Source organism: Amphritea sp. (genome assembly GCF_016744155.1).
Classification (GTDB): domain Bacteria; phylum Pseudomonadota; class Gammaproteobacteria; order Pseudomonadales; family Balneatricaceae; genus Amphritea.
Genome location: NZ_JADGEW010000012.1, coordinates 51,106 through 72,241, shown reverse-complemented (window position 1 = coordinate 72,241; position 21,136 = coordinate 51,106). Strand labels below are relative to the sequence as shown.

General features: G+C 47.8%; 24 protein-coding genes. 4 read left to right on the top strand and 20 right to left on the bottom strand.

The features are described 5' to 3' along the window. Window positions 1–56: 56 nt before the first annotated feature. The 3 genes from groL to QZZ54_RS11020 form a co-directional block, all read right to left on the bottom strand. Window positions 57–1,706 carry a chaperonin GroEL gene (gene groL / locus QZZ54_RS11030; protein ID WP_290702714.1) on the bottom strand — a complete coding sequence of 550 codons (1,650 nt, stop codon included), beginning with the start codon at window positions 1,704–1,706 and terminating at the stop codon, window positions 57–59. Between the two features lie 56 nt (window positions 1,707–1,762). After that, a complete protein-coding gene (locus QZZ54_RS11025; protein WP_290702712.1) occupies window positions 1,763–2,056 on the bottom strand; it encodes a co-chaperone GroES in 294 nt (97 codons plus the stop codon). A 136-nt stretch (window positions 2,057–2,192) separates the two neighbouring features. Beyond that, window positions 2,193–2,675, bottom strand: coding sequence for an FxsA family protein (locus QZZ54_RS11020; protein WP_290702711.1), 483 nt, complete (start codon window positions 2,673–2,675; stop codon window positions 2,193–2,195). A gap of 421 nt (window positions 2,676–3,096) precedes the next feature. Here QZZ54_RS11020 and QZZ54_RS11015 point away from each other — a divergent pair, with 421 nt between their 5' ends. Together QZZ54_RS11015 and QZZ54_RS11010 are read left to right on the top strand one after the other, a co-directional pair. Continuing rightward, window positions 3,097–3,858 (top strand): SDR family oxidoreductase, encoded by a 762-nt coding sequence (locus QZZ54_RS11015; RefSeq protein ID WP_290702709.1) that lies wholly within the window; start codon window positions 3,097–3,099, stop codon window positions 3,856–3,858. A gap of 226 nt (window positions 3,859–4,084) precedes the next feature. Next, complete coding sequence (locus QZZ54_RS11010; protein ID WP_290702707.1) at window positions 4,085–4,942, top strand: alpha/beta hydrolase; 858 nt, start codon at window positions 4,085–4,087, stop codon at window positions 4,940–4,942. A 281-nt stretch (window positions 4,943–5,223) separates the two neighbouring features. On the opposite strand, the gene QZZ54_RS11005 is transcribed toward QZZ54_RS11010, so the two are convergent. From QZZ54_RS11005 to QZZ54_RS10925, 17 genes are read right to left on the bottom strand one after another with little or no spacing between them, the layout of a single operon-like run. Next, window positions 5,224–6,450, bottom strand: coding sequence for a beta-ketoacyl-ACP synthase (locus QZZ54_RS11005; protein WP_290702705.1), 1,227 nt, complete (start codon window positions 6,448–6,450; stop codon window positions 5,224–5,226). Beyond that, the gene (locus QZZ54_RS11000) at window positions 6,450–7,175 is read right to left on the bottom strand and encodes a 3-ketoacyl-ACP reductase FabG2 (RefSeq protein ID WP_290702704.1); all 726 of its coding nucleotides are present in this window, start codon (window positions 7,173–7,175) and stop codon (window positions 6,450–6,452) included. The genes QZZ54_RS11005 and QZZ54_RS11000 overlap by 1 nt, the downstream gene beginning before the upstream one ends. Continuing rightward, complete coding sequence (locus QZZ54_RS10995; RefSeq protein WP_290702703.1) at window positions 7,176–7,625, bottom strand: hypothetical protein; 450 nt, start codon at window positions 7,623–7,625, stop codon at window positions 7,176–7,178. After that, window positions 7,625–8,791, bottom strand: coding sequence for a beta-ketoacyl-ACP synthase (locus QZZ54_RS10990; RefSeq protein WP_290702702.1), 1,167 nt, complete (start codon window positions 8,789–8,791; stop codon window positions 7,625–7,627). Before QZZ54_RS10990 ends, QZZ54_RS10995 begins: the two co-directional genes overlap by 1 nt. Then, a complete protein-coding gene (locus QZZ54_RS10985; protein WP_290702700.1) occupies window positions 8,788–9,363 on the bottom strand; it encodes a DUF3261 domain-containing protein in 576 nt (191 codons plus the stop codon). Before QZZ54_RS10985 ends, QZZ54_RS10990 begins: the two co-directional genes overlap by 4 nt. Then, window positions 9,351–10,583: an NAD(P)/FAD-dependent oxidoreductase gene (locus QZZ54_RS10980; RefSeq protein WP_290702698.1), complete on the bottom strand. Its 1,233-nt coding sequence runs from the start codon at window positions 10,581–10,583 to the stop codon at window positions 9,351–9,353. The genes QZZ54_RS10985 and QZZ54_RS10980 overlap by 13 nt, the downstream gene beginning before the upstream one ends. Continuing rightward, window positions 10,580–12,898, bottom strand: coding sequence for a hypothetical protein (locus QZZ54_RS10975; RefSeq protein ID WP_290702696.1), 2,319 nt, complete (start codon window positions 12,896–12,898; stop codon window positions 10,580–10,582). Before QZZ54_RS10975 ends, QZZ54_RS10980 begins: the two co-directional genes overlap by 4 nt. Further along, a complete protein-coding gene (locus QZZ54_RS10970; RefSeq protein ID WP_290702694.1) occupies window positions 12,895–13,455 on the bottom strand; it encodes an outer membrane lipoprotein carrier protein LolA in 561 nt (186 codons plus the stop codon). The genes QZZ54_RS10975 and QZZ54_RS10970 overlap by 4 nt, the downstream gene beginning before the upstream one ends. Next, complete coding sequence (locus QZZ54_RS10965; protein ID WP_290702692.1) at window positions 13,452–13,859, bottom strand: acyl-CoA thioesterase; 408 nt, start codon at window positions 13,857–13,859, stop codon at window positions 13,452–13,454. Before QZZ54_RS10965 ends, QZZ54_RS10970 begins: the two co-directional genes overlap by 4 nt. Before the next feature lie 35 nt (window positions 13,860–13,894). Continuing rightward, the gene (locus QZZ54_RS10960; protein ID WP_290702690.1) at window positions 13,895–14,839 is read right to left on the bottom strand and encodes a lipid A biosynthesis acyltransferase; all 945 of its coding nucleotides are present in this window, start codon (window positions 14,837–14,839) and stop codon (window positions 13,895–13,897) included. Beyond that, window positions 14,832–15,599 (bottom strand): glycosyltransferase family 2 protein, encoded by a 768-nt coding sequence (locus QZZ54_RS10955; protein ID WP_290702688.1) that lies wholly within the window; start codon window positions 15,597–15,599, stop codon window positions 14,832–14,834. Before QZZ54_RS10955 ends, QZZ54_RS10960 begins: the two co-directional genes overlap by 8 nt. Continuing rightward, a complete protein-coding gene (locus QZZ54_RS10950; RefSeq protein WP_290702686.1) occupies window positions 15,577–17,286 on the bottom strand; it encodes an AMP-binding protein in 1,710 nt (569 codons plus the stop codon). The genes QZZ54_RS10955 and QZZ54_RS10950 overlap by 23 nt, the downstream gene beginning before the upstream one ends. Next, a complete protein-coding gene (locus QZZ54_RS10945; RefSeq protein ID WP_290702684.1) occupies window positions 17,286–17,822 on the bottom strand; it encodes a hypothetical protein in 537 nt (178 codons plus the stop codon). Before QZZ54_RS10945 ends, QZZ54_RS10950 begins: the two co-directional genes overlap by 1 nt. 5 nt (window positions 17,823–17,827) lie before the next feature. Then, entirely contained in the window at window positions 17,828–18,073 is a 246-nt protein-coding gene (locus QZZ54_RS10940; RefSeq protein WP_290702682.1) for an acyl carrier protein, read from the bottom strand. A gap of 9 nt (window positions 18,074–18,082) precedes the next feature. After that, complete coding sequence (locus tag QZZ54_RS10935) at window positions 18,083–18,343, bottom strand: phosphopantetheine-binding protein (RefSeq protein ID WP_290702681.1); 261 nt, start codon at window positions 18,341–18,343, stop codon at window positions 18,083–18,085. Continuing rightward, window positions 18,336–19,112 (bottom strand): lysophospholipid acyltransferase family protein, encoded by a 777-nt coding sequence (locus QZZ54_RS10930; RefSeq protein ID WP_290702679.1) that lies wholly within the window; start codon window positions 19,110–19,112, stop codon window positions 18,336–18,338. Before QZZ54_RS10930 ends, QZZ54_RS10935 begins: the two co-directional genes overlap by 8 nt. Beyond that, window positions 19,109–19,831 carry a beta-ketoacyl synthase chain length factor gene (locus QZZ54_RS10925; RefSeq protein WP_290702677.1) on the bottom strand — a complete coding sequence of 241 codons (723 nt, stop codon included), beginning with the start codon at window positions 19,829–19,831 and terminating at the stop codon, window positions 19,109–19,111. The genes QZZ54_RS10930 and QZZ54_RS10925 overlap by 4 nt, the downstream gene beginning before the upstream one ends. Before the next feature lie 186 nt (window positions 19,832–20,017). On the opposite strand from QZZ54_RS10925, the gene QZZ54_RS10920 reads away from it, so the two are divergent. Together QZZ54_RS10920 and QZZ54_RS10915 are read left to right on the top strand one after the other, a co-directional pair. Beyond that, window positions 20,018–20,458, top strand: a complete 441-nt coding sequence (locus tag QZZ54_RS10920; protein ID WP_290702675.1) for an excinuclease ATPase subunit — start codon at window positions 20,018–20,020, stop codon at window positions 20,456–20,458. Further along, window positions 20,448–21,131 (top strand): 4'-phosphopantetheinyl transferase superfamily protein, encoded by a 684-nt coding sequence (locus tag QZZ54_RS10915; RefSeq protein WP_290702673.1) that lies wholly within the window; start codon window positions 20,448–20,450, stop codon window positions 21,129–21,131. Before QZZ54_RS10920 ends, QZZ54_RS10915 begins: the two co-directional genes overlap by 11 nt. The last annotated feature ends 5 nt before the right edge of the window (window positions 21,132–21,136 follow it).

Genomic DNA, 21,136 nt, shown 5'->3' with positions numbered 1-21,136 from the left:
AAAGCCCCGTGCAGAACACGGGGCTTTTCAAATAGCTAAGGCTAATTAAGCCGGTATTACATCATACCGCCCATACCACCCATACCGCCCATGCCGCCCATATCAGGCATGCCTGGAGCACCACCTTCAGAAGGAGCATCAGCAATCATCGCTTCAGTGGTAATCATTAGGCCAGCAACAGAAGCCGCAGCCTGCAGAGCAGAACGCGTTACTTTAGCTGGATCAAGGATACCCATTGCGATCATATCGCCGTACTCGCCGGTAGCAGCGTTGTAACCGAAATTACCTTCGCCCTTTTCACGGATGTTAGCAACGATAACAGAGCCTTCATCACCAGCATTACCAACGATCTGACGCAGAGGCGCTTCAAGAGCACGGAAAGCAAGCTCAATACCTACTGTCTGATCATGGTTGTCGCCTTGCAGCGCGCCCACGTTATCCAGTGCGCGGATCAGTGCAACACCGCCACCAGGCACAACACCCTCTTCAACCGCAGCGCGAGTCGCGTGCAACGCATCTTCAACACGGGCTTTTTTCTCTTTCATCTCAACTTCGGTAGCAGCACCAACTTTAATAACCGCAACACCACCAGCCAGCTTTGCAACACGTTCCTGAAGCTTTTCACGATCGTAGTCAGAAGAAGTTTCTTCCATCTGAGCACGGATCTGTACAACACGTGCTTCGATCACTGACGCTTCACCAACACCATCAATAACCGTGGTGTTTTCTTTAGTGATAATCACACGCTTCGCCTGACCCAGCTGTTCCAGAGTCGCAGTTTCAAGACTCAGACCAATCTCTTCAGAGATAACAGTACCAGCAGTCAGCGTAGCGATATCTTCCAGCATCGCCTTACGACGATCACCGAAGCCAGGTGCCTTAACAGCTGCAACCTTAACAATGCCACGCATGTTATTGACAACCAGAGTCGCCAGCGCCTCACCTTCAACATCTTCAGCAATAATCAGCAGTGGACGTGAAGTTTTAGCAACCTGCTCCAGAATCGGTAGCAGATCACGGATGTTAGAAACTTTCTTATCAACGATCAGCATCAGTGGGCTTTCCAGCTCAACGCTCATGCTTTCCTGATTATTGATGAAGTAAGGAGACAGGTAACCGCGGTCAAACTGCATACCTTCAACAACATCCAGCTCATTTTCCAGACCTGAACCTTCTTCAACAGTGATAACACCCTCTTTGCCTACTTTGTCCATCGCTTCAGCGATGATGTCACCCACTTGGGTGTCAGAGTTAGCAGAGATAGTACCTACCTGAGCGATCGCTTTAGCATCCGCACAAGGAACAGCCATCGCCTTCAATTGCTCTACAACAGCAGCAGAAGCTTTATCGATACCGCGCTTCAGATCCATTGGGTTCATGCCTGCCGCAACAGACTTCAGGCCTTCGTTAACAATCGCCTGAGCCAGTACAGTAGCAGTCGTTGTTCCATCACCAGCCACATCATTCGCCTGGGAAGCAACTTCTTTAACCATCTGCGCGCCCATGTTCTCGAACTTATCTTGCAGTTCGATCTCTTTCGCTACAGATACACCGTCTTTAGTTACGGTAGGGGAACCAAACGCTTTATCCAAAACAACGTTACGACCCTTTGGCCCCAAAGTTATCTTAACGGCGTCTGCCAGAATGTTTACACCCGCCATCATGCGAACGCGAGCATCGTTACCAAACAGTACTTCTTTAGACATGTTGAAAAATCCTGTGTCAAAAATTCAATCAGATACGTTTAATCAGTCAGCTAAAATCAGCTTTCCAGTACACCGTAGATATCGCTTTCATTCATGATTAGCAGCTCTTCACCATCAACTTTAACGGTGTTAGAACCTGCGTACTGACCGAACAGTACGGTGTCGCCAACCTGAACATCTAAAGGCTGCACTTCACCAGTGCTGGTGATACGACCAGTACCGATAGCCAGGACTTCACCCTGATTAGGTTTTTCTGCAGCAGAACCTGGTAGCACGATGCCACTTGCGGTAGTTGCTTCTTCTTCATTACGGCGAACAACAACACGGTCGTGAAGCGGACGAATTTTCATTGAATCTATCTCCTGATCTCTTGATCAAAAAAGTGATTTTTGTTTTAAAGCGCAGTGGCCTAAGCCACTACGTACCATTAGATGACTGAATAAATGGGGGCGGTAAAAATCATTTCAACGCCCAGTAGAAAAAAATTTAATCTTCACGACGAAAATCGCCATCAATAACATCACCCTCTTGACCTTTATCCTGAGGATGCAGAGGACGAGCACGATGAACAAATGGGGTTTCAGGATTTTCACCGTTTTGCTGCTGTGACATAGCGACCATTGTAAAGCGGCTCATCACCAACTTAGTAAAGCGCTTACGCGTAAAAGGAATCAGACAGAGAAAACCGATTACATCAGTTACAAACCCCGGTGTCAGTAATAGCGCGCCACCGACGGCAAGCACTATACCTTCAATCATCTCACTACCGGGAATCTGACCTTCGTTCATCCGTTGCTGAGCCCGTCCCAACGTAGAAAGCCCCTGATAACGCAACATATTAACGCCAACAAACGCCGATAACAGAACCAGACCCACGGTGTACCAGGCACCAATTGCCTGCCCTACGTTAATCAGCAGAGTAATTTCTATAACAGGAACAATAATAAATAGTAAAAAAAGAAAACGCATAGTGCTCCAACCTTCTGCCACGGGACCGTACCGGGCTTTTAAAAAATAAGTTCATCTTTAGACTCAAATTAGCACTAAAGAGCACCGAACAGAAAAAACGCCGGTTAATCAACATAGTTAGGGACATTTTTTGATTTTTCAACCCCAGCCCGACAACGCGCTATCGCAGCATTTTCAGCAAAAAAGTAACAAATACATCATGCCGCCATGCAAAATAAATTCTTTTTAATCAGTTACTTAATAAGTACAAAGGATATAAATACCAATATAAGTCTTTGTTTATTAACTATTTGGCCGTTTACCACCTTTAGGTGGTAGACATTTGTGCAGAAGCGTTATAAGTTCTTACTCAGCATATTTTGCAATGCACAATAACTGCTATATTAAAAACTAAAATATAGAAGATAAGGTAGTAGAACTGATGGAATTGAAAGATAAAGTAATCGTTGTAACCGGCGGTGGTCGTGGTTTGGGTCGTGCTATGGCGTTAGAACTTGCGCAAAAAGGCGCAAAACTGGCACTAGCTGATCTGGATCAGGAAGGTCTGGATGAGACCATTGGTCTGTGTATGGAATTCGGTGTTGAAGCCCGTGGTTACATCGCAAACGTAGCTGACGAAGCGTCTGTTGAAAAACTCTTCACTGATGTTGCAGCCGATTTTGGCGCACTGAACGGCCTGGTAAACAACGCCGGTGTAACCCGCGACGGTCTGTTTGTAAAAGTTAAAGAAGGTAAAGTTGTTGGCAAGATGAGCCTGGACAACTGGAACCTGGTTATGGATGTAAACCTAACCGGTACTTTCCTTTGCGGTCGTGAAGCGGCTATCAAGATGATTGAACTGGGTTGCGAAGGTTGCATCATCAATATCTCTTCAATCTCACGTCACGGCAACATGGGCCAGACCAACTACACTGCGACTAAAGCAGGCGTGCAGGCAATGGCTGTTACCTGGGCTAAAGAACTGGCTCGTTACGGTATCCGTGCGGCATCTATCGCTCCAGGCTACATCGCTACCGAAATGGTTTTGAGCATGAAGCCGGAAGCATTGGAAAAGATCGCAGCTGGCATCCCTGCTAAGCGTCTGGGCAAGCCACAGGAGATCGCTAACACTGTAGCCTTCATCCTGGAAAACGACTATGTAAATGGTCGCTGTATCGAAGTTGATGGCGCTCTTCGAGTTTAATTCTCAACTCGATTCGCCCTAAAAAAAGCCAGCAGAAATGCTGGTTTTTTTGGTTTCTGTACACCCCTCAATTGTCGCTCCCCCTCTTAAGCTGCTTACTCAACACCAACTCGCCAACAGAAAATAACTCGAGAAAGCTGACTGAATTCCTTTTTAGTAACCTTCATCATCATTACGCTGTAAGCTGTGACCCTAACTTATTCCAGCAGGCCCTCAGGGACGTAAAATGACAATATACAAATCCACCGAAGGTAAGCAGGCCGTACTGGAGCATTACGAAAGCGTTATCAAACAGTGGCCTGTAGCCTGTAATCAGTTAAGAATCTCGACCTGTGAAGGCGAAACCCACTTGATTTGCTGTGGTGATGAAACCTTACCTCCTTTGCTGCTATTGCATGGTTCTATGTCTAACGCGTCCGCCTGGTATTTCGATATTGAAGCCTGGTCTAAGCATTTCAGAATCTATGCTGTCGACATGATCGGCGAACCCGGCTTTAGCGCGAGTGCTCGTCCCCTTCTGGGCTCAGACGCTTACGCCCTCTGGCTGGATGATGTTCTATCTGAGCTAGGACTATCTCAAGTCGCTATCGTTGGCGAATCATTAGGTGGCTGGCTGGCGTTGGATTACGCAACCCGACGCCCGGATAAAGTAACCAAACTGGCGCTACTTGCACCGGGTGGTGTTGGTCCTCAACGTAACTTCCTGTTCAAAGCGCTACCGTTATTGCTACTGGGCGGTTGGGGCAAACGAAAGATAAGACAGATGATTTTTGGCCCTCTGGATAAAAAACCATCGCCAATAATGCTCGAATTCAGAAAGTTTCTTGAGCTCATCACCAAAAACTTCCAACCCCGAATCGAAAAGCTTCCACTGTTAAGTGACCAAGACCTGAAAAAAATCCAGGCATCGGTGCTGGCAATCGTGGGCGGTAAAGATGTACTACTCGATTCCAAAGTAACCCAAACAAGACTTGAAGCCAATGTCGCCAATGCCACTGTTATTTATCAGCCGAAAGCCCGGCATCTAATTCGGGAAAGAGGCGAAATTTTAGAGTTCTTAACCAGTTCTAAAAGCAGCAGCTAGAACGGAAAGCTTCGTGTTCCTGCTAGACACGCTTCTGGCTAATAGAGCCTCTCTTTCATGGTGATGGGGAGGCTTTTAAGGGATGTATCGTTGCAAGGTAACGTTAGATTAATCCGCGAAATTCTGTAAGTGTCGAGAGCTCTATTGAGGTATTTGATACACAGCCCAGACAATCAACCTAAATCCAAAACTCCGCACGAATGCCTTTACGCTTTTTCGAGCCGCCAGCAAGTGGCGAAGCCACGTCTAGCAGCCGCGGAGCGGCGTTCTAGCAACTTAATTTATGCCCACCGTTTAAAAATCAAAGAGGTGTTAATACCGCCAAAAGCAAAGTTATTGCTCATAACATACTCAGTATTAATGCTCCGTCGTTCATGCATTATGTAATCAAGTTCAGCACACTCAGGATCGACATTCACAAGATTTGCCGTCGGACAAAACCATCCGTCATTCATCATCTCGATAGCGGTCCAGGCCTCGAGCGCACCGCAAGCACCTAAGGTGTGTCCTGTATAACTTTTCAGTGAACTAATCGGCGTGTCGCCACCAAATATTGCTGCAGTTGCATGACTTTCTGCGATATCGCCACGAGCTGTCGCGGTACCATGAGCACTGATATAACCAATATCGGTAGCAGATACCTCTGCATCTGTCAGCGCCAGCCGCATCGCCTTTTCCATTGTCTCAGCATTAGGTTGAGTAACATGTTGGCCATCTGAGTTTGTACCAAAACCTACAACCTCCGCATAGATGTTGGCACCCCGATTCAAAGCATGTTCAAGCTCTTCCAGAATCAGCGTTCCGCCACCCTCTCCGATCACCAATCCATCCCTATCTTTATCAAACGGGCGCGGTGATAGCTCCGGCGTATCATTGACCACACTGGTGGCAAACAACGTATCAAATACAGCCGCCTCAGTAGCACACAAGCCTTCGCTGCCCCCCGCCACCATCACCTGTTGCATACCGTATTTAATCGACTCGTAGGCGTAACCTATCCCCTGACTACCCGAGGTACACGCACTGGAGGTAGTGATAACCCGACCACAGATACCAAAATAGACGCCAATATTTACCGGGGCGGTATGCGCCATCATCTTCACATAGGAATTAGCATTCAGACCGTCTGATGAATGGTTGATCAACATATTGCCAAAATCAATAAATGCTTTGGTATCTCCCGCCGAAGAGCCGAATGCGATACCTACCTGCCCCTGGCCCAATTTTTCAGAATTTAGCAGCCCCGCATCGGCGAGTGCTCGTTCAGTACTATAAACACCAAACTGTGCCACCCGTCCCATACTGCGAAGGTCTTTTCTTTTATAATGGGAAGGCATAGTGAAATCTAAAACAGGCGCCGCCAGACGGGTATTAAGGCCCTCATAGATGTCCCATTCATCCATTCTGACAATACCCGTTTTTAATGCACTCAGACTTTCACTGATCGTTTGCCAGTCATTTCCGATCGGAGAGAAACCCGCCATCCCTGTTACAACAACACGCTTCATTAATACATCCCGCCATTTACAGATATTACCTGTCGGGTAATATATCCAGCATCTTCAGACATAAGGAAACTGACCGTACCGGCCACCTCATCTATACTGCCTACCCGTTGCATAGGAATCATCTTCATCGCTTCATCTAGCGCTAGATGCTCTGTCATTTCAGTTTCAATAAGACCAGGGGAAACACAGTTCACTGTGATCTTCCGTTTTGCCAATTCCACGGCCAAAGCCTTTGTCGCGCCGATAATACCTGCTTTTGCCGCGCTGTAATTGACCTGTCCACGGTTACCCATCTCACCAGATACCGATGATAGAGTGACAATTCGACCGGCCTTTCGGCGCCGGATCATTGACATAACCACCGGATGAAGAACATTATAAAAACCATCTAAATTGGTCCTTAATACCTCATCCCACTCCTCTCCGGGTATGGCTGGAAAGGCATTATCCCGTGCTACACCGGCATTGCAGACAACACCGTAATAGCCTCCGAACTCTTCTGTATCCTGCTCTAGGACTTCGCGAGTCTGATCACGATTCGCAATATCAAACTGCAGAATCCTTACCTTTTGCCCAAGTTCCTGTATCTGAGCCGCTACCTGTTCAGCGTCCGAAAAATTAGAACGACAATGCAGCACAATATCATAGCCATCCCGGGCCAATCTTAGCGCAATACCTTTACCGATACCTCTACTTGAACCGGTGATCAGAACTGTTCCCTTCATTCACTTGCCCCCCCGTAAAAACTGTTCCGCATCCTCTGGCTGAAAAACATTCAAGCTCGCTGTGGCGGTATAACTATTTGCTTGCAGATGACACTCGAAAGCGCTCAATCCATTGTCAGCCTGCATGTTCCTAATCACTTTCAGCTCTAGTTGGTCACCAAGCAGAAAATAATCTGCACTACAAGTATACTTACGGGTTCCCAACAAAAAACCCAGTTTGGGTGATTCACCGTTGAGCCTCTCCTGCAATCCAGCAAAAGCACCAATAGCCTGAGCCAGGTATTCCAGACCAACCCATGCGGGTACACCTTTAGAATCAGCAAACATTGAATCTTTAGTAATGACTACCTGTGCAGACAACCAGTCTTCACCATGACCAGTGATCGATGTTAGCAGGCTCATTCGCCCCGAGTGAGGCACCAGATCAGCTACCTGGTATTCAGATATCATTACAATCGCCTCAATATAAGAGATATATTATTGCCACCAAAAGCAAATGAGTTACTCAACATATATTCCTGCTGCTCATCTGCCGTGGATTCAGCCACAAGGTTGATGGCAGGCAGATCAGGGTCAGAGTCACCATCCCAGTAATGAGGAGGTATAAATCCCTCCCGCAACGCCAACCAACCGATAGCCGCTTCAAGTGCCCCTGCAGCGCCCAGAGTGTGCCCGGTAAAGGGTTTAGTTGAACTACAACGTACTTGCGTACCAAAAACTTCAGCGACCGCTCTCGACTCCATCTGATCATTCAGAGGCGTCGCTGTACCATGCAGGTTAATATAGCTAATCTTTTCTGCTGGGATACCTGCATCTACTAATGCCGCGGACATGCACCTCACCGCACCGGCTCCTGAAGGGTCTGGCGCAGAGATATGATGGGCATCGGAGCTTTCGCCAATCCCCACAAGCTCAACGCCTTCAGCCTCGGCAGTAACCAGAAATAGCGCTGCGGCTTCACCGATATTGATACCATTCCGATTAGCGCTGAACGGATTACAAAGCTGCTCGCTGACCGCTTCCAGTGACGAAAAGCCCTGTACTGTCAGGTGGCACATTGTATCAACTCCACCAGCGATCACAGCATCACAGAGGCCTGATCGCAGCAGTCTACGAGCTGATGCCAGCGCTTTACTGCCGGAAGAGCAGGCCGTAGATATGCCGAAAACAGGCCCGCTAACATCCAACTGCTTCGCCACAAAGGCTGCGGTTGCACCCATCTCCTGAAGACCATAGTCATACTCGCCAGAAACTTGTCCCGTTACCGCCCGCTGATTAAGAAAGCCTTCACTATCGCCAATACCCGAAGTCGACGTTCCTACGATAACCCCGATACGATTAGCCCCATAACGCTTAACAGCAACATCGATTTCGCTGCGAATCTGATACAACGCAGCTAGGGCAAAGCGATTATTTCGGCTCTGCCATTTCAGCTCACTAAATGGAATTTCTGGTAACTCTCCGTCATACAGTCCCAAAGGAAATTGCTGGCCGGGGCTAAACTGATCAGTCAAGGTTAATCCCGGCTGGCCAGATCTAAGTAAATCACAGGCCTGCCCAGGCGAATCTCCCATCGCACTGAGCATTGCCATTGCATTGAGGTAGCATCGTTTCAAGGTACCAAGTCCTTCTGTTCAAGGGTCTCAATTAGAACCCGATATTTAGACAGGTAGTTATATATATTGATCTGCTGTCCGTCGTACCTGACATCCAACCACGGATTATCGTTATGCGTCAGTTCTCGCCGTCTATCGGTTATATCTACCTTCCAACCCTGCTCCGAACGGTAATTACTCTGCAAAGCATCCCTCGGCCAGAGCGCGAATTGAATCAGTGCCAGTATATCTTTACCCGGCAATTCAATCGAGGGCATCGCCCGCTGCACCAGCTGTTCTCCATCAAATTCAAGGTAGAGCAACTGCTGCCCCGTTGGCAGTAAGGCGACTAGTTTAGACTGTCCATAGGTAAACCGGGCGATCGCAACAAACTGCTTTTGCTGCCCCCAACTGCTTAAGGTCACACGCTGTGTCAGCAATACCGGCACTGGCCCTTGAGCCGGTTTAAGTAGCAACATCTCAGCCGGACGCTCCACAGTACCTAAACTGCTACAGCCCGCCAGCAAAAGCAGGAGTAATGCGCAGCCTGTTCTGATCAGTGATGTCTTCAATTTTGAATTCAGTTGCGACATAACTCAGCCAAGGTAGTAAGGCGGCTTGGATCCCGAACATAAGGGTTCTTAATATCCCAGGCATAACCCGCCAGAATCGAACTGATCATCTCTTTGATCTGATCACTTTTGTCTTCTGCAAAAATAACATCTTGTAAGCGACCATCGTACCAACCTTCAACAAAAGCTCTAAAGGTATTCACTCCCTGCATCAGAGGAAGCGCATATTCTGTCTTCCAGTCTGGCTGTAGACCCTGAAGCTGCTGATGTACCACCTCTGCAGCAAGCGACGCTGACTTCAATGCGATAGTAACACCGGAAGAAAATACCGGATCAAGAAATTCACCGGCATTACCCAGTAACGCAAAGCGCTCACCATAGAGGGTTTCAACATCACATGAATAACCATCAATGATACCTACTGGCGTATCAAACGCTGCGTTTTCAAGAACCCTCTTTAACATGCCCCCTTCACTAATAAAACGTTGAAGAATTTCGCCCTCTGTTCCCTCTAAGTCGGCATACATCTCCCTCGGCAAAACAACGCCCGCAGACGCGCGACCATTACTAAAAGGGATTAGCCAATACCAAACTGCTGGATGTTCTGGGTGGACGGTAATCAATATCTTATTCCGATCAAAGGAGGAGTCAGTGATATTGTCTTCTATATGCGTAAACAGCGAAACTCGCGAAGCAAGAGCTGATGATTTTTCCAACTGCATCAGACGCGGGAGAACCCGACCAAATCCACTACCATCGAGAATAAATGCGGCGCTAACCTGATAGGCTGCACCAATCTCAGGGAGAACGTCAACCTGCACCGCATCAGCTACCGTTTCTACTGCAACCACAGTCTGACCATAACGGATTTCAACCCCACGGGAACTGGCGCAATCTGCCAAGACTTTATCGAAGCGATCTCTTTGTACCTGAAAAGTAGTACCCCAGCCCTGCGAAAACTTTTGTCGAAAATCAAAACAATCATAATCATCTGCGCGGGTAAACGCAGCGCCGTTCTTATATTGGAAACCCGCCTCAATAACCGCCTGCAGCATACCCGCCTGCTCGAGAAACTCCATGCTCTGGGGCAACAGGCTCTCACCGATTGAAAAACGGGGAAAATACTCTTTTTCCAAGACTAAGACCTTGTAGCCGTAATCTGCAAGTAATGAAGAGGCCACAGCCCCTGAGGGACCTGCGCCGATAACAACGACGTCGTAACATCCCTGTGAAGCTGTCATGTTTTAATCTCCGGTTGTAACCTTCGCATCAGTGGTGCGATCAACCAGACCAAACAGAGCCCGGGTAACACTATGATGCCAAAATGATAAAGTACGGGGGTTTTGCTAAAAGTTAGTAACCCAAATGCCAATAGACTGGTCACAGCCGACAAGCTGACAGCCAACCAGGTATGATCACTATCGCCAGACTCATAGAGGAAAATCCCCATATCCAGGCCGATACCCAATACCAGCATTAAGGCAATCAGGTTAAACAGGTTATAACCACCATCACTGAGTATCAGCGCCGCAAAAGTGATCAGTGATGCTGTCAGTGGTGGCAGGATAATACGCCATAGATCGGTGCGATATCGAATCGCCAAAAGACTTACTACTAAGCCATATGCAATCAATAACCACTGAATGATCTGTTGCCGATAGCCGGACAACAGATTACTAATGCTTTCGACGCGATCAACCCAGTAAACCCCAGGCTCGTTGTCGGTCAATAATTGCAGCTGCTCTTTGAGGTCTGAGTGCAGAACCCCGTTCAAGCGGATAACAGTAGCAACTGAGCCCTCAACATCATTAATAAGCAGCTGACGCCAACCCTCGCTAACCTGTAATTCCTGCCATTCAGTCGGTGTCATCAACTGATTAACACTCTGCTCAAACTCTATTTTAATATTCATAAGTTGAGACTCGGAAAGGCGAAGCACAGAGCCTATCTCCGGCAAGTATTGCCGATACAGATCACGAATTAAGTTATTGTTTCCAGATTGCCGCTGCAATGACGGAAGCACCTGAGACAAGGCCTGATAACCTTGCAATCCAGACGGTTCGACTAATGCTTGCAGGGCTGGTAATAACCGCTCCTCAGTTTGCAGTACCGTTTCAACACTACTCCCCGTAATCAGGATAAACTCTGAGCTACTACTGTTTCCCAACAGTTGTTGCACCTGACGATCTTCATGCAAAAGTTCAGTGGAAGAGGTCTGCAGAAGGCGAATATCATCCTGTGACTGCCCCTGCCATATAATGACCAGACTGATAACTGAGATAAGGATAAAACCAACAATCAACAGTGGCTGGGATTCCAGACGTGGATAACCTTCTCGCCACCGGTTTAACAACGCCGCAGAAGGTAGCGCTTTCACAGTTTTCCCGGGGCTGATAAAGGGAAGCCAAAGCAGTACCGTCAACCAGGCAGCCGTTAACCCGGTGACAGAGAACACCGCCATCTGGCGTAAACCGGGAAACGGCGCCAACGCCAGTGCCGCATAGGCAATCACACTGGAAACTAATCCCAATAACAGGCCTGCAAATAGTTTTTTTACTACCCTATCTGCAGGCTGTACCTGTCTTTCACAGATGAAATGCAGCGCATAATCGACAGACACCCCCACCAGCCCGGCTCCAAAGGCCAGAGTTATCAGGTGAACCTTTCCAAAGAGCAACAATGTCACGGCACTGGCCATCAGACAGCCAATTAAAACCGGAAGTAAAACAGAGCCCAACGAGCTGATACGTTTAAAAACCAGCAGCATCAGCAATATGATGCCCAGCAAAGATCCCAGCCCTATCGTTGATATCTCGGCTTTGGCCTGCTGAGCACCAGCCGCCGCGTGCCAGATTAAACCGGAGCGATACAACTGAGCACCGAGCGGCCCCAGTTCCTGATCGAGTGGATCAACCACCGCCAGTACCCGTTGCTGTATAGGCAAAGAGAATGGGTCACTGTCCAGGCTAAGACGAACAAGATAGGAGGGCTGCTCAGCCGAAGTCAGTCGAAACAACCCCTGCTCCAAGGTTAGCGGCAAACCAGACTGCTGTGACATCTGTAGATCTGCATAAAGCGAAAAAGGATCCCGGATCGGATCCTGAACACTACCCGATAGCGGGCTGAATAATCGCTGTAACGCCAATTGATACTGCTGCTTACCTTGTCCGGCTAATAAACGGTTGCGTACTGCATCACTCAGCACACTGAAGCGGAAAGGATACAACTCATCGCCGACAACCGCTGAATCGTCCAACTGCCAGTCTATGCGAGCGATATCAGACAATGAAACTAATCGTTTCACCGCGATAGCAACCGCTTTACGGGCAACCTCTCGTTCCGATGCGGATATAACCAGTAATGCTTGTCTGGAAAAATCACTGGACAGTTTATCGACCGCCTGACTAATTTCCGGGCGCTGCTCAGTAATAGGTAACAGTGCCATCAAGCTGGTATCAAACGACGGCCCTTGCCTGATTGCAGCCACCACCACACTCAATACGACAATGAGCCATAGCAGAGCAACCAAGCGTCCTTTTTGCCGCGCAATCATCATTGCTGAAGTTCGGTAAACTTAATTTGCGTCTGGTCTCCTGCCGCTTCGAACAGCAACACCTTGCGAAGCAGGTCATCGCCGCTGAGTTCAACCCGGGTAACCACCTGCTCAACACTTTTATCGATAGGATGCAGGGTAACTGTCCAATGTTCTTTCGAGCCCTGAACATCCATTTCAAAGTATTCAGCAAGGGTCTGCCACTCAGCCGTCATCACACCGAAAAATATATCACTAAAAATAACCACAACCGGATTATTCTGACTATCAAGATTTGAAAGCAGAGTATCGCCTTGTTGACTGGAGATCGTCCGGGGGGTGAGTGTTAACAGATTATCAATAGGCGTAAGAGTATGCCACCGAATGGAGCTACCTCGCTCATAATCAAAGCTCCCGGATGATTCAAAACGGGCATCCAACGCTTTAACAAGCTTAACCTGAGTGAACTGTCCATGCAGAGATTCAGGAGCAGTTGTCAGAGATTCCAGAAATTTAAAATCCGCCGCCTGACTCCCAACAGATAACCCGGTAAACAGTAGTATAACTAACCATCGAATCACGATTTCAGCCCTAGCTTTTGAAACAGAATATCTGGAGATACATAGAGCATCTCTCCACTGGCCACATCTACAGCAACTTGAACGGTATACGCTTTAGTCAGACGCTTGCCAGTTTGTGCGTCGGTAATCAGGTAATTAACCTTCAATCGATTTTCCCACTCTACCAGCGTCGCCTTAACCTTAACTTTCTGCTGAAAATGCAGAGGCTGCGCATAGCGGATACGCATATCGATCACCGGCCAGGCATAACCTGACGCTTCCATCTGTGGGACGTTATAATCAAATTGTTCGAATAGCTCACAGCGGGCAATTTCCAAATACTTGGCATAGTGCCCGTGCCAGGCAACCCGCATCACATCAACATCATGGAAAGGGATCTCAATAATACTCTCAGCTTCGACCATGCGGCTTCCTAAGCGACTGATTTTACATTAAACAATTAGTTTCTGGATTCATCTGAGGTCTGCCCTGATTGCCAGAAAGGAAAAAAATTAAACCACTGTAAAGGGGCAAGCTGACAATAATGCTCAAGCCGCTTCGCATAAGTCTGTACAGCACCCTGAATCTGTTCACTGCGATTACGTCGATTGAAACTGATTTGCGACGCAAACTGTTCTAAATAAAGATGATATCGTTGCTCTTGTTTCAAACAGAACAACAGGTATACCGGGCAGCGCAGTAATCCGGCAAGAATAAATGCGCCTTGTGGAAAACCTGCTTTGGCACCTAAAAAATCAACCACAGAAGTGCGGCCCGTACCATTCACCGGGGTACGATCTGCCGCGATGACCACATACTCTCCTGCTTCAATACGCTCGGACAAAACCATCGCTGTCGCAGGTGTAATATCGGTTACCTGCATCAGGTTGATACAAGCGCTGCTATTCGTTTGTTTCATCAATGCATTAAATTTCTCAGCATGCTGGGTATATACCAGCATCGTAATCCGAATATCAGGAAGCTGATGAGCCAGTGCGCTACATACCTCGGTATTACCCAAATGAGACACAAGAATCACACCGCCTTTGGTACTTTTATCCACTTCAGCAAATGCACCCGGTGTTTCAAATACAACATCTTTCCGGTGAATATGCCCCATCCAGACCAACAGTTTATCTAGCAATATCTCACCAAAAGCCCAGAAATGCTGACGTGAGTTCAATCCCTGAGCGCAATCAGGGTAGGTTTCCGAAAATCGAGCCAGATATTCCGCAGAAGCCTGTCGTGCCGCCTTGCGGGTAAGATAAAAATAGCTTATCACCGGCAGCAGGATCAGTCGAAACCCCCAACGACCAAACAACCGGTAGACCAACAGCAGAAACTTCATCCCGAGCAATGACCCGGCTTCGCCGATACCCGACCAATGTTTTTTCGGCTCAGCCATTAAACTTATTCCGGAGAATCCCAGGTAAACGCAGCAACATGCCAAAGAAAAGACGAGCATGCATTCGAGAGATCAGAATATTATCTTTCACAACATTGAAATGAGAGACCCCATCAATCGGATAAATCACCCGGGTAGGCAGGTTTCTAACAGAGAACCCCCGCCATGCCCAACGCACAATCACCTCGGTATCATAATCCATACGATCGCCACAGGATTCCTGCTCAAGCATCTCAACCGTCTTCGCCAATGGGTAAACCCGAAAACCGCACATAGTATCTTTGATCGCTAAAGAAAGCGTATTGATCCAAACCCAGACATGGGTCAAATAGCGAGCATAATAGCGGTGTGCCGGAACTGATTTGTCGTAGCGTGGGTATCCGATCACCAAAGCCTCAGGAGCGTCTTTCGCGGTCGCCATAAACAGGGGCAGGTCTTGCAGATCATGTTGCCCATCCGCATCGACCTGCACCGCATGGCTATAACCTTCCTGAAACAACTGTCTAAGCCCCGCTTTAACCGCAGCGCCCTTACCTGCGTTTTGCTCCAAACGAATCAAATTAACCCAATCGGCATGCTGCTCACTCAGTTGAACAAGCAGATCCCTGCACTCGGAAGAACTTCCATCATCCACCAGCAATACCGGATAGCCATAGCTCAGTACATCCACCAGCGTGACGCCGATAGCTTCCTCATGGTTATAGACCGGAATAACAACAGCCGGCTTAAAGTCGCTCTCAGCGAAAGCAGATCCGGCCACTGGAGTGGACTCCTTTATCGGAATGGTAACGAAAGCTCAGTTTGTCGCTCTCAGGATTATAGTTAAGCGTGAGAGAGATGACCGACTCCGGAAAAATTACCTGTTGAAATTTAACCACCTCTAAACGATCGAACCGTCCTTTCAAGCTCAGTAACTGACGACCATAATATTCAGCCCAGTGAATTTGTGCGATGCCCGGCAAAATAGGATTTCCGGCAAAGTGTCCGTCAAAATAGATCAGATCTGCAGGCATACGGGACACTAGCTCAGCGACCTGGCCTTCTACGGTCTGACTCACTAGTTCAGGCCATTTTACCTCTTCCTGTTCAAACATAGCCTGCAAGCTATCCATCGGTAATTTCCCCTGGGGGTTATAAGGCATCTGATCAACAAATCGCCAGCGCCGAGGTAACAGCACCAGCTCGAAGAAGTCTTGCAGAGGCTGCCTGAGTTGCAGCAGCAGTTTTCGTTTACCTAACTGAGCTAATTCCTGACGCCCCGCCTCGGTAAGTTCAGCAACTAACGCAATCTCCGTACGCTTGCGAGTAATCACCAGCGCCTTTGCGATCTCAATCAACGGAGACTGCTGCACCACCTGTTCCACTTCAGTAAGCGAAACACGCTTACCTTCAACTTTAACAACCCGATCGACACGCTCCAGTAAGTGAAACCGTCCATCAGCGATAAAATTGATGCGATCCGACATTTCAAAAAAGGGCTCCGCCAGTTGCTTTGCAGCCACGATCAATAGTGAATCATCTGTCTGTGACAGCATTACGCCGGGTATCGCCTGCCATCCTCCGTCACTACAATCAGACTGAACCCTCCAAGCGATCGCCCCGGTTTCTGAACTGCCATAAATTTCACGAACCGGTGCTTTCAGTAACCGCGCTACTGATAAACTGTCCTTCCGCTGTAACGGTGCAGCAGATGAGAGCACGGAAATACAACGATCAGCCACTTCGGCCCAGGCAACTGAGGTATTAATGCGTCCAAGATGAGAAGGGGTGGAAACCAGTGTGAAAGCTGAATAACGCAGCGCCCTGCTATACACATCTTCAGTGTACTGCCATTGCTCCGTCTCAAAGTGCTGACCCCGGACCAGAGGCCATAACAAGCGAAACATAAGACCATAAAAATGCTGATGGGTTGCCGTTGATATAACAACAGCATCATGTTCGCCAGGCCAAAGGACTTCTAGCGCAGCCAGTTCGCTATCTAACTGAGCAAAGGTTTTACCTATCGCTTTAGGCTCTCCAGTCGAACCCGAGGTATAGATCTCAAGCGCAGGAAAGTCAGCATTAAGAACTCTCCATTCGGGAACGGCATCAAAGCCTGCATCAATACCCAACTCAGACAGATCATCATTGCTCACTAAATTAACCGGAAAATCACCGACAAAACCTTGAACTCGCTGACGCAACCTTTCACAGGTCGCAGGCCGATTATCACCAGGAACACAAGCGGTGCAGCCCAGTTGCCAGAGTGCGAATATAATAGAGAGAAACTCTACCGAATCTTTATGATATACCGCCCAGCGCTGCCCCTCCTCGGCGGGTAAAGCCCTCATCCAAAAGGCGACCCTGCTTTCCAAGTCCGACTTACTGACAGAGCTATCAGCAGCGTAGGCAATGACGCCCCTTGGAGCTGCATTTAACCAACCGGTCAGCGGTAATAAGTTCATCATCAGTTCCGTCTAACTCTTTGCCTGACAATCCATTCAACGGCCATCAGAAAACCGATTAAAATATAAGCGACAAAACCGTTATACAACATCCATATCTCCTCAGACCCCCAAATAGCAGTCCCGGCAGAAACGACTCCATTCAGCACAAAGAAGGCACACCAGACACGGGTAACATTACGGGTATAGGCAATAGCCTCTGGTGGAAGATCAGGCTCTTTAATCCGGGCAAGCTTTTCAACAACAGTCTGCCGGGCATAGAGACTACTACCAAAGATCACCAGCATACTAAAATTGACCAACACAGGATAAAACTTCAAGCCTTGCTGTATACCCCAAATAATTGCGATCAGTGCGACACCTACCGCACTGACTAAAATCACTTTGCGGTCGGTGCTCTGCTCACCCGCTACCCAGCGCAGCGCCAGGACGATAGCAAGCAATGGCAGCAGCAGTGCAGCATTGAAACTCTGCAATCCCCAGTACACTATAAAGGGATATCCCAGTGTCAACGCTAGTGCACCGATTTTAAAAGCCATCGGCATCAGCCAAACAGCTTTTCTACTTCGATCACCACATCCTGAACAGTGCGGACCGATTTAAAGTCTTCCGGTTTAATTTTCTTACCGGTCATCTTTTTCAGCTCAACCACTAGATCAACCGCATCAATGCTATCGATATCCAGATCCTGATACAGATGAGCTTCAGGATGAATCGCGGAGGGATCAATCTCAAACAACTCTACAAGTACCGCTGAGATTTTCTGATAAATTTGGTCTTGATCAGTCATACAAACCTCTTAACTTGCCCGTTGGGATTCAATTAACGTAGCTAGGGCATTAATACTGGAGAAATGCTCACGTGTGTCTTCTGAGTCAGCTTTTAACTTAATTCCGTAACGTTTTTGCAGTGCCAAACCGATCTCCAGAGCATCGATCGAATCTAGCCCCAGGCCATCGACAAACAACGGTTCATCATCAATTATCTCGTCTGGCGAGATATCTTCCAGATCCAGGGTTTCAATAATCATCTGCTTAATTTCCAGCTGCAGATTACTCATACTGTACCAACTCCTTATTAAAATACTCAGTCAAATCCGCAGTCAGTTTCCTGGCTCCTACGGAAGGGGCTTTCTCAGCCAAATAGGGTGCCACCGGGATCTCTTTACATACTTTGATCCGAAAATGGACTTTTTTCGACGGCACATGATACCACCGATTTTCTTTGCTCAACGTCGTCGGAACACACTCAATCACTACCGGTGTTATATCTGCAGCCGCTCTGATCGCAACATTCGCTGCGCCACGTTTAAGGCTAACCGGTTGCTGTGGAGTAGTACGTGTTCCTTCCGGGAAGATAATTAGCGCGTCAGCCTTAGCAAAAGCCTCTGAAGCTGCTGAGATCACAGATTCGCTACTTTCATTAATAATATAACCGGCCGTCTTAATCGGCCCTCGGGTAAAAGGATTTCGCACCAGCCCCCCTTTTACAACGCAGTTGGCATTGGGCACTAATGAAATCAGAAAGATGACATCGATCAGCGATGGATGGTTGGCCAGAATCAATTGAGCCTTGCGTAACTTATCTACGCCTACTAACTCATAACTTAAAACCCCAAGAAATTTCATCATGCCGATATAAAAACGAAACGAATGATGAATAACCCCCTGTGCACGACGCTCCCGCTGTCGCTCAGTACCCGGCATAACATAAAGTACAGGAACAGCAAACAGAGGCAGAAGGATACCGCCAAGACCAAAAACACAAAAGCTAAATGCAGTCGCAATCCAACGCCAGCCATGGTTTATATGGGCAAGTAAGCCGTTCATTCTGGGGAAATCCGCCACCGACTGCGGGTCAGGGAGCTGCCGAAGGCTACGCTGGACTCCAGACAATTCAGCAGACGGAGCAAGATCATAAAATCATCGCTCTGATCCCGATCACTGCTCTGTCCATTATCGCTCTGCAATATAAAGCCGTCGCCCTCTTCCCGACTGAGAATCATCGCCACCGCGCATGGAAATGGTGGTGAATCACTATAGGGTTTATAGAGTTCAGGCAGGGGTAAATCATAGATCACACAGAGAACCCGGGGGTGATCCTGTAGTTGAGTCGCCGCTTCGATAAGTGCACTAGGAATAAGGTTTTCCGTCGCCGCAATAGCAGTCACTTCACTGACATCCTTTCGAGCGATAGAGAGCAATCCACTCAGGGCATTATGCACAGCAAGACTGAAACCGGTAGGAGACATCGGTTCGCCCTCGGCTATACCTTCCAGCAAAGAAAGAGTCAGGGGCGTATCGCCATGGCGAGAGGCAAAAACACCGGGGATAGTGTCGATACCCTCAAGCAGAGGCAGCGCAGCACCCGCCGCACAACGCCCCAACTCAGTAAAGCGTCGTCTAAGCATAGGCGGTATCTGCTTCAAAGACGTTTTCCCCAGTTCCGAGGATAGATCAGACGGATGTAAAAGCCATTCACGCCATGCATGATGGCTTTCCAGCCCTGGGGCAAATGCATTCCATGATTGCAATTTAAAACGAACCAAGCGCTCAACTCCGACAACGATCATATGCAGAACATACAATCATACGCGTTAATATATTATCCCTAATTTTCAGAGTGGAATTCTACTCGTTAGACTCTCTGATGCAAACCTAAAGATGATTGAAGCACCACCCTTATCTCCCTATAATCCACTCATTAAATGGACACCACCCACAAGGAGAATACCGTGAAATTATTAATCACCGTTCTAACAACCACTCTGCTGCTCGTTGCCCCAGAGGCTTTCAGTCGCGATTCTAAATTGATGTTTTCAATTCAGGATGCGATGCAATCAGCAGATTTCCAAGAACGTTTAGATCCAAACATCCGTTTGTATTTTGGCACTCAAAATCATTCTAAAACATTACAGTCTTTCGGCAATTTCACCACTAACAAGAAAACAAACGCATTCGGCAAAAGCGACGGCGAAGCGTGCCGCTGGGCATTTCTGTCCGCTTTACTCACTTTACAAGAGAGAGCTAAAACTGAGGGAGGCAGCGCCGTCATTAACATCGTTAGTTATTACAAGAAAGAGAAAAACAGTAGTAACCGTGAATTCGAATGCCATGCCGGCGCTATTATTGCGGGTGTAGCACTGAACGGCGACGTAGTTAAACTTGCCCGCTAAGTCAGAGCAACCATCGGCCTGGTTCTGGTACACCTGTGCCGGATCAATTGATGCCCAAACCTTTCAACAATGGTTATTGTTACTGCCACTTGCACAACAAAACTATTACCAAACCATTAAACATAACAGCAGACGTAAAAGTTACCTGTTCAGCAGACTACTCATCTGCTCTGCCCTGAGTCAGTTATTCAATAAACCCTTAAACCACTGGCAAATAGAAGAACTCGATAATTCTGCCCCGATTATTCGCAATCTTCAAAAAAACTATTTTATCAGCCTAACTCATTCTAATGATCTCATATGCTTTGCCCTGAGCACCGACAGAATCGGCATTGACGTCGAAGCCATAAAGACAGATAGAGACTGCCATGCCGCGGCAGAGTTGTTCATGAATACAGAAGAATTAAGTCACTTGCCCGACAATGGCGATACTTTGCACCAATACTTCTATCGCCTCTGGTGTGCCAAAGAAGCACTTTACAAAGCCTTGCCTACATCCGATCAAAAGAAAGTAACCCTCGCCTCACTCTCTTACACAGACTTGGAAGAAAACATAACGGGTTGGCGATTACTTGAAACTGAAATAGAAGACTATCGGGTCGCAATAGTTACTCAAGCCCCCCTGTCTATAAATGAACTGCCACTCATAGAAATTAACGTCCCTTACTCTTAAAGGCC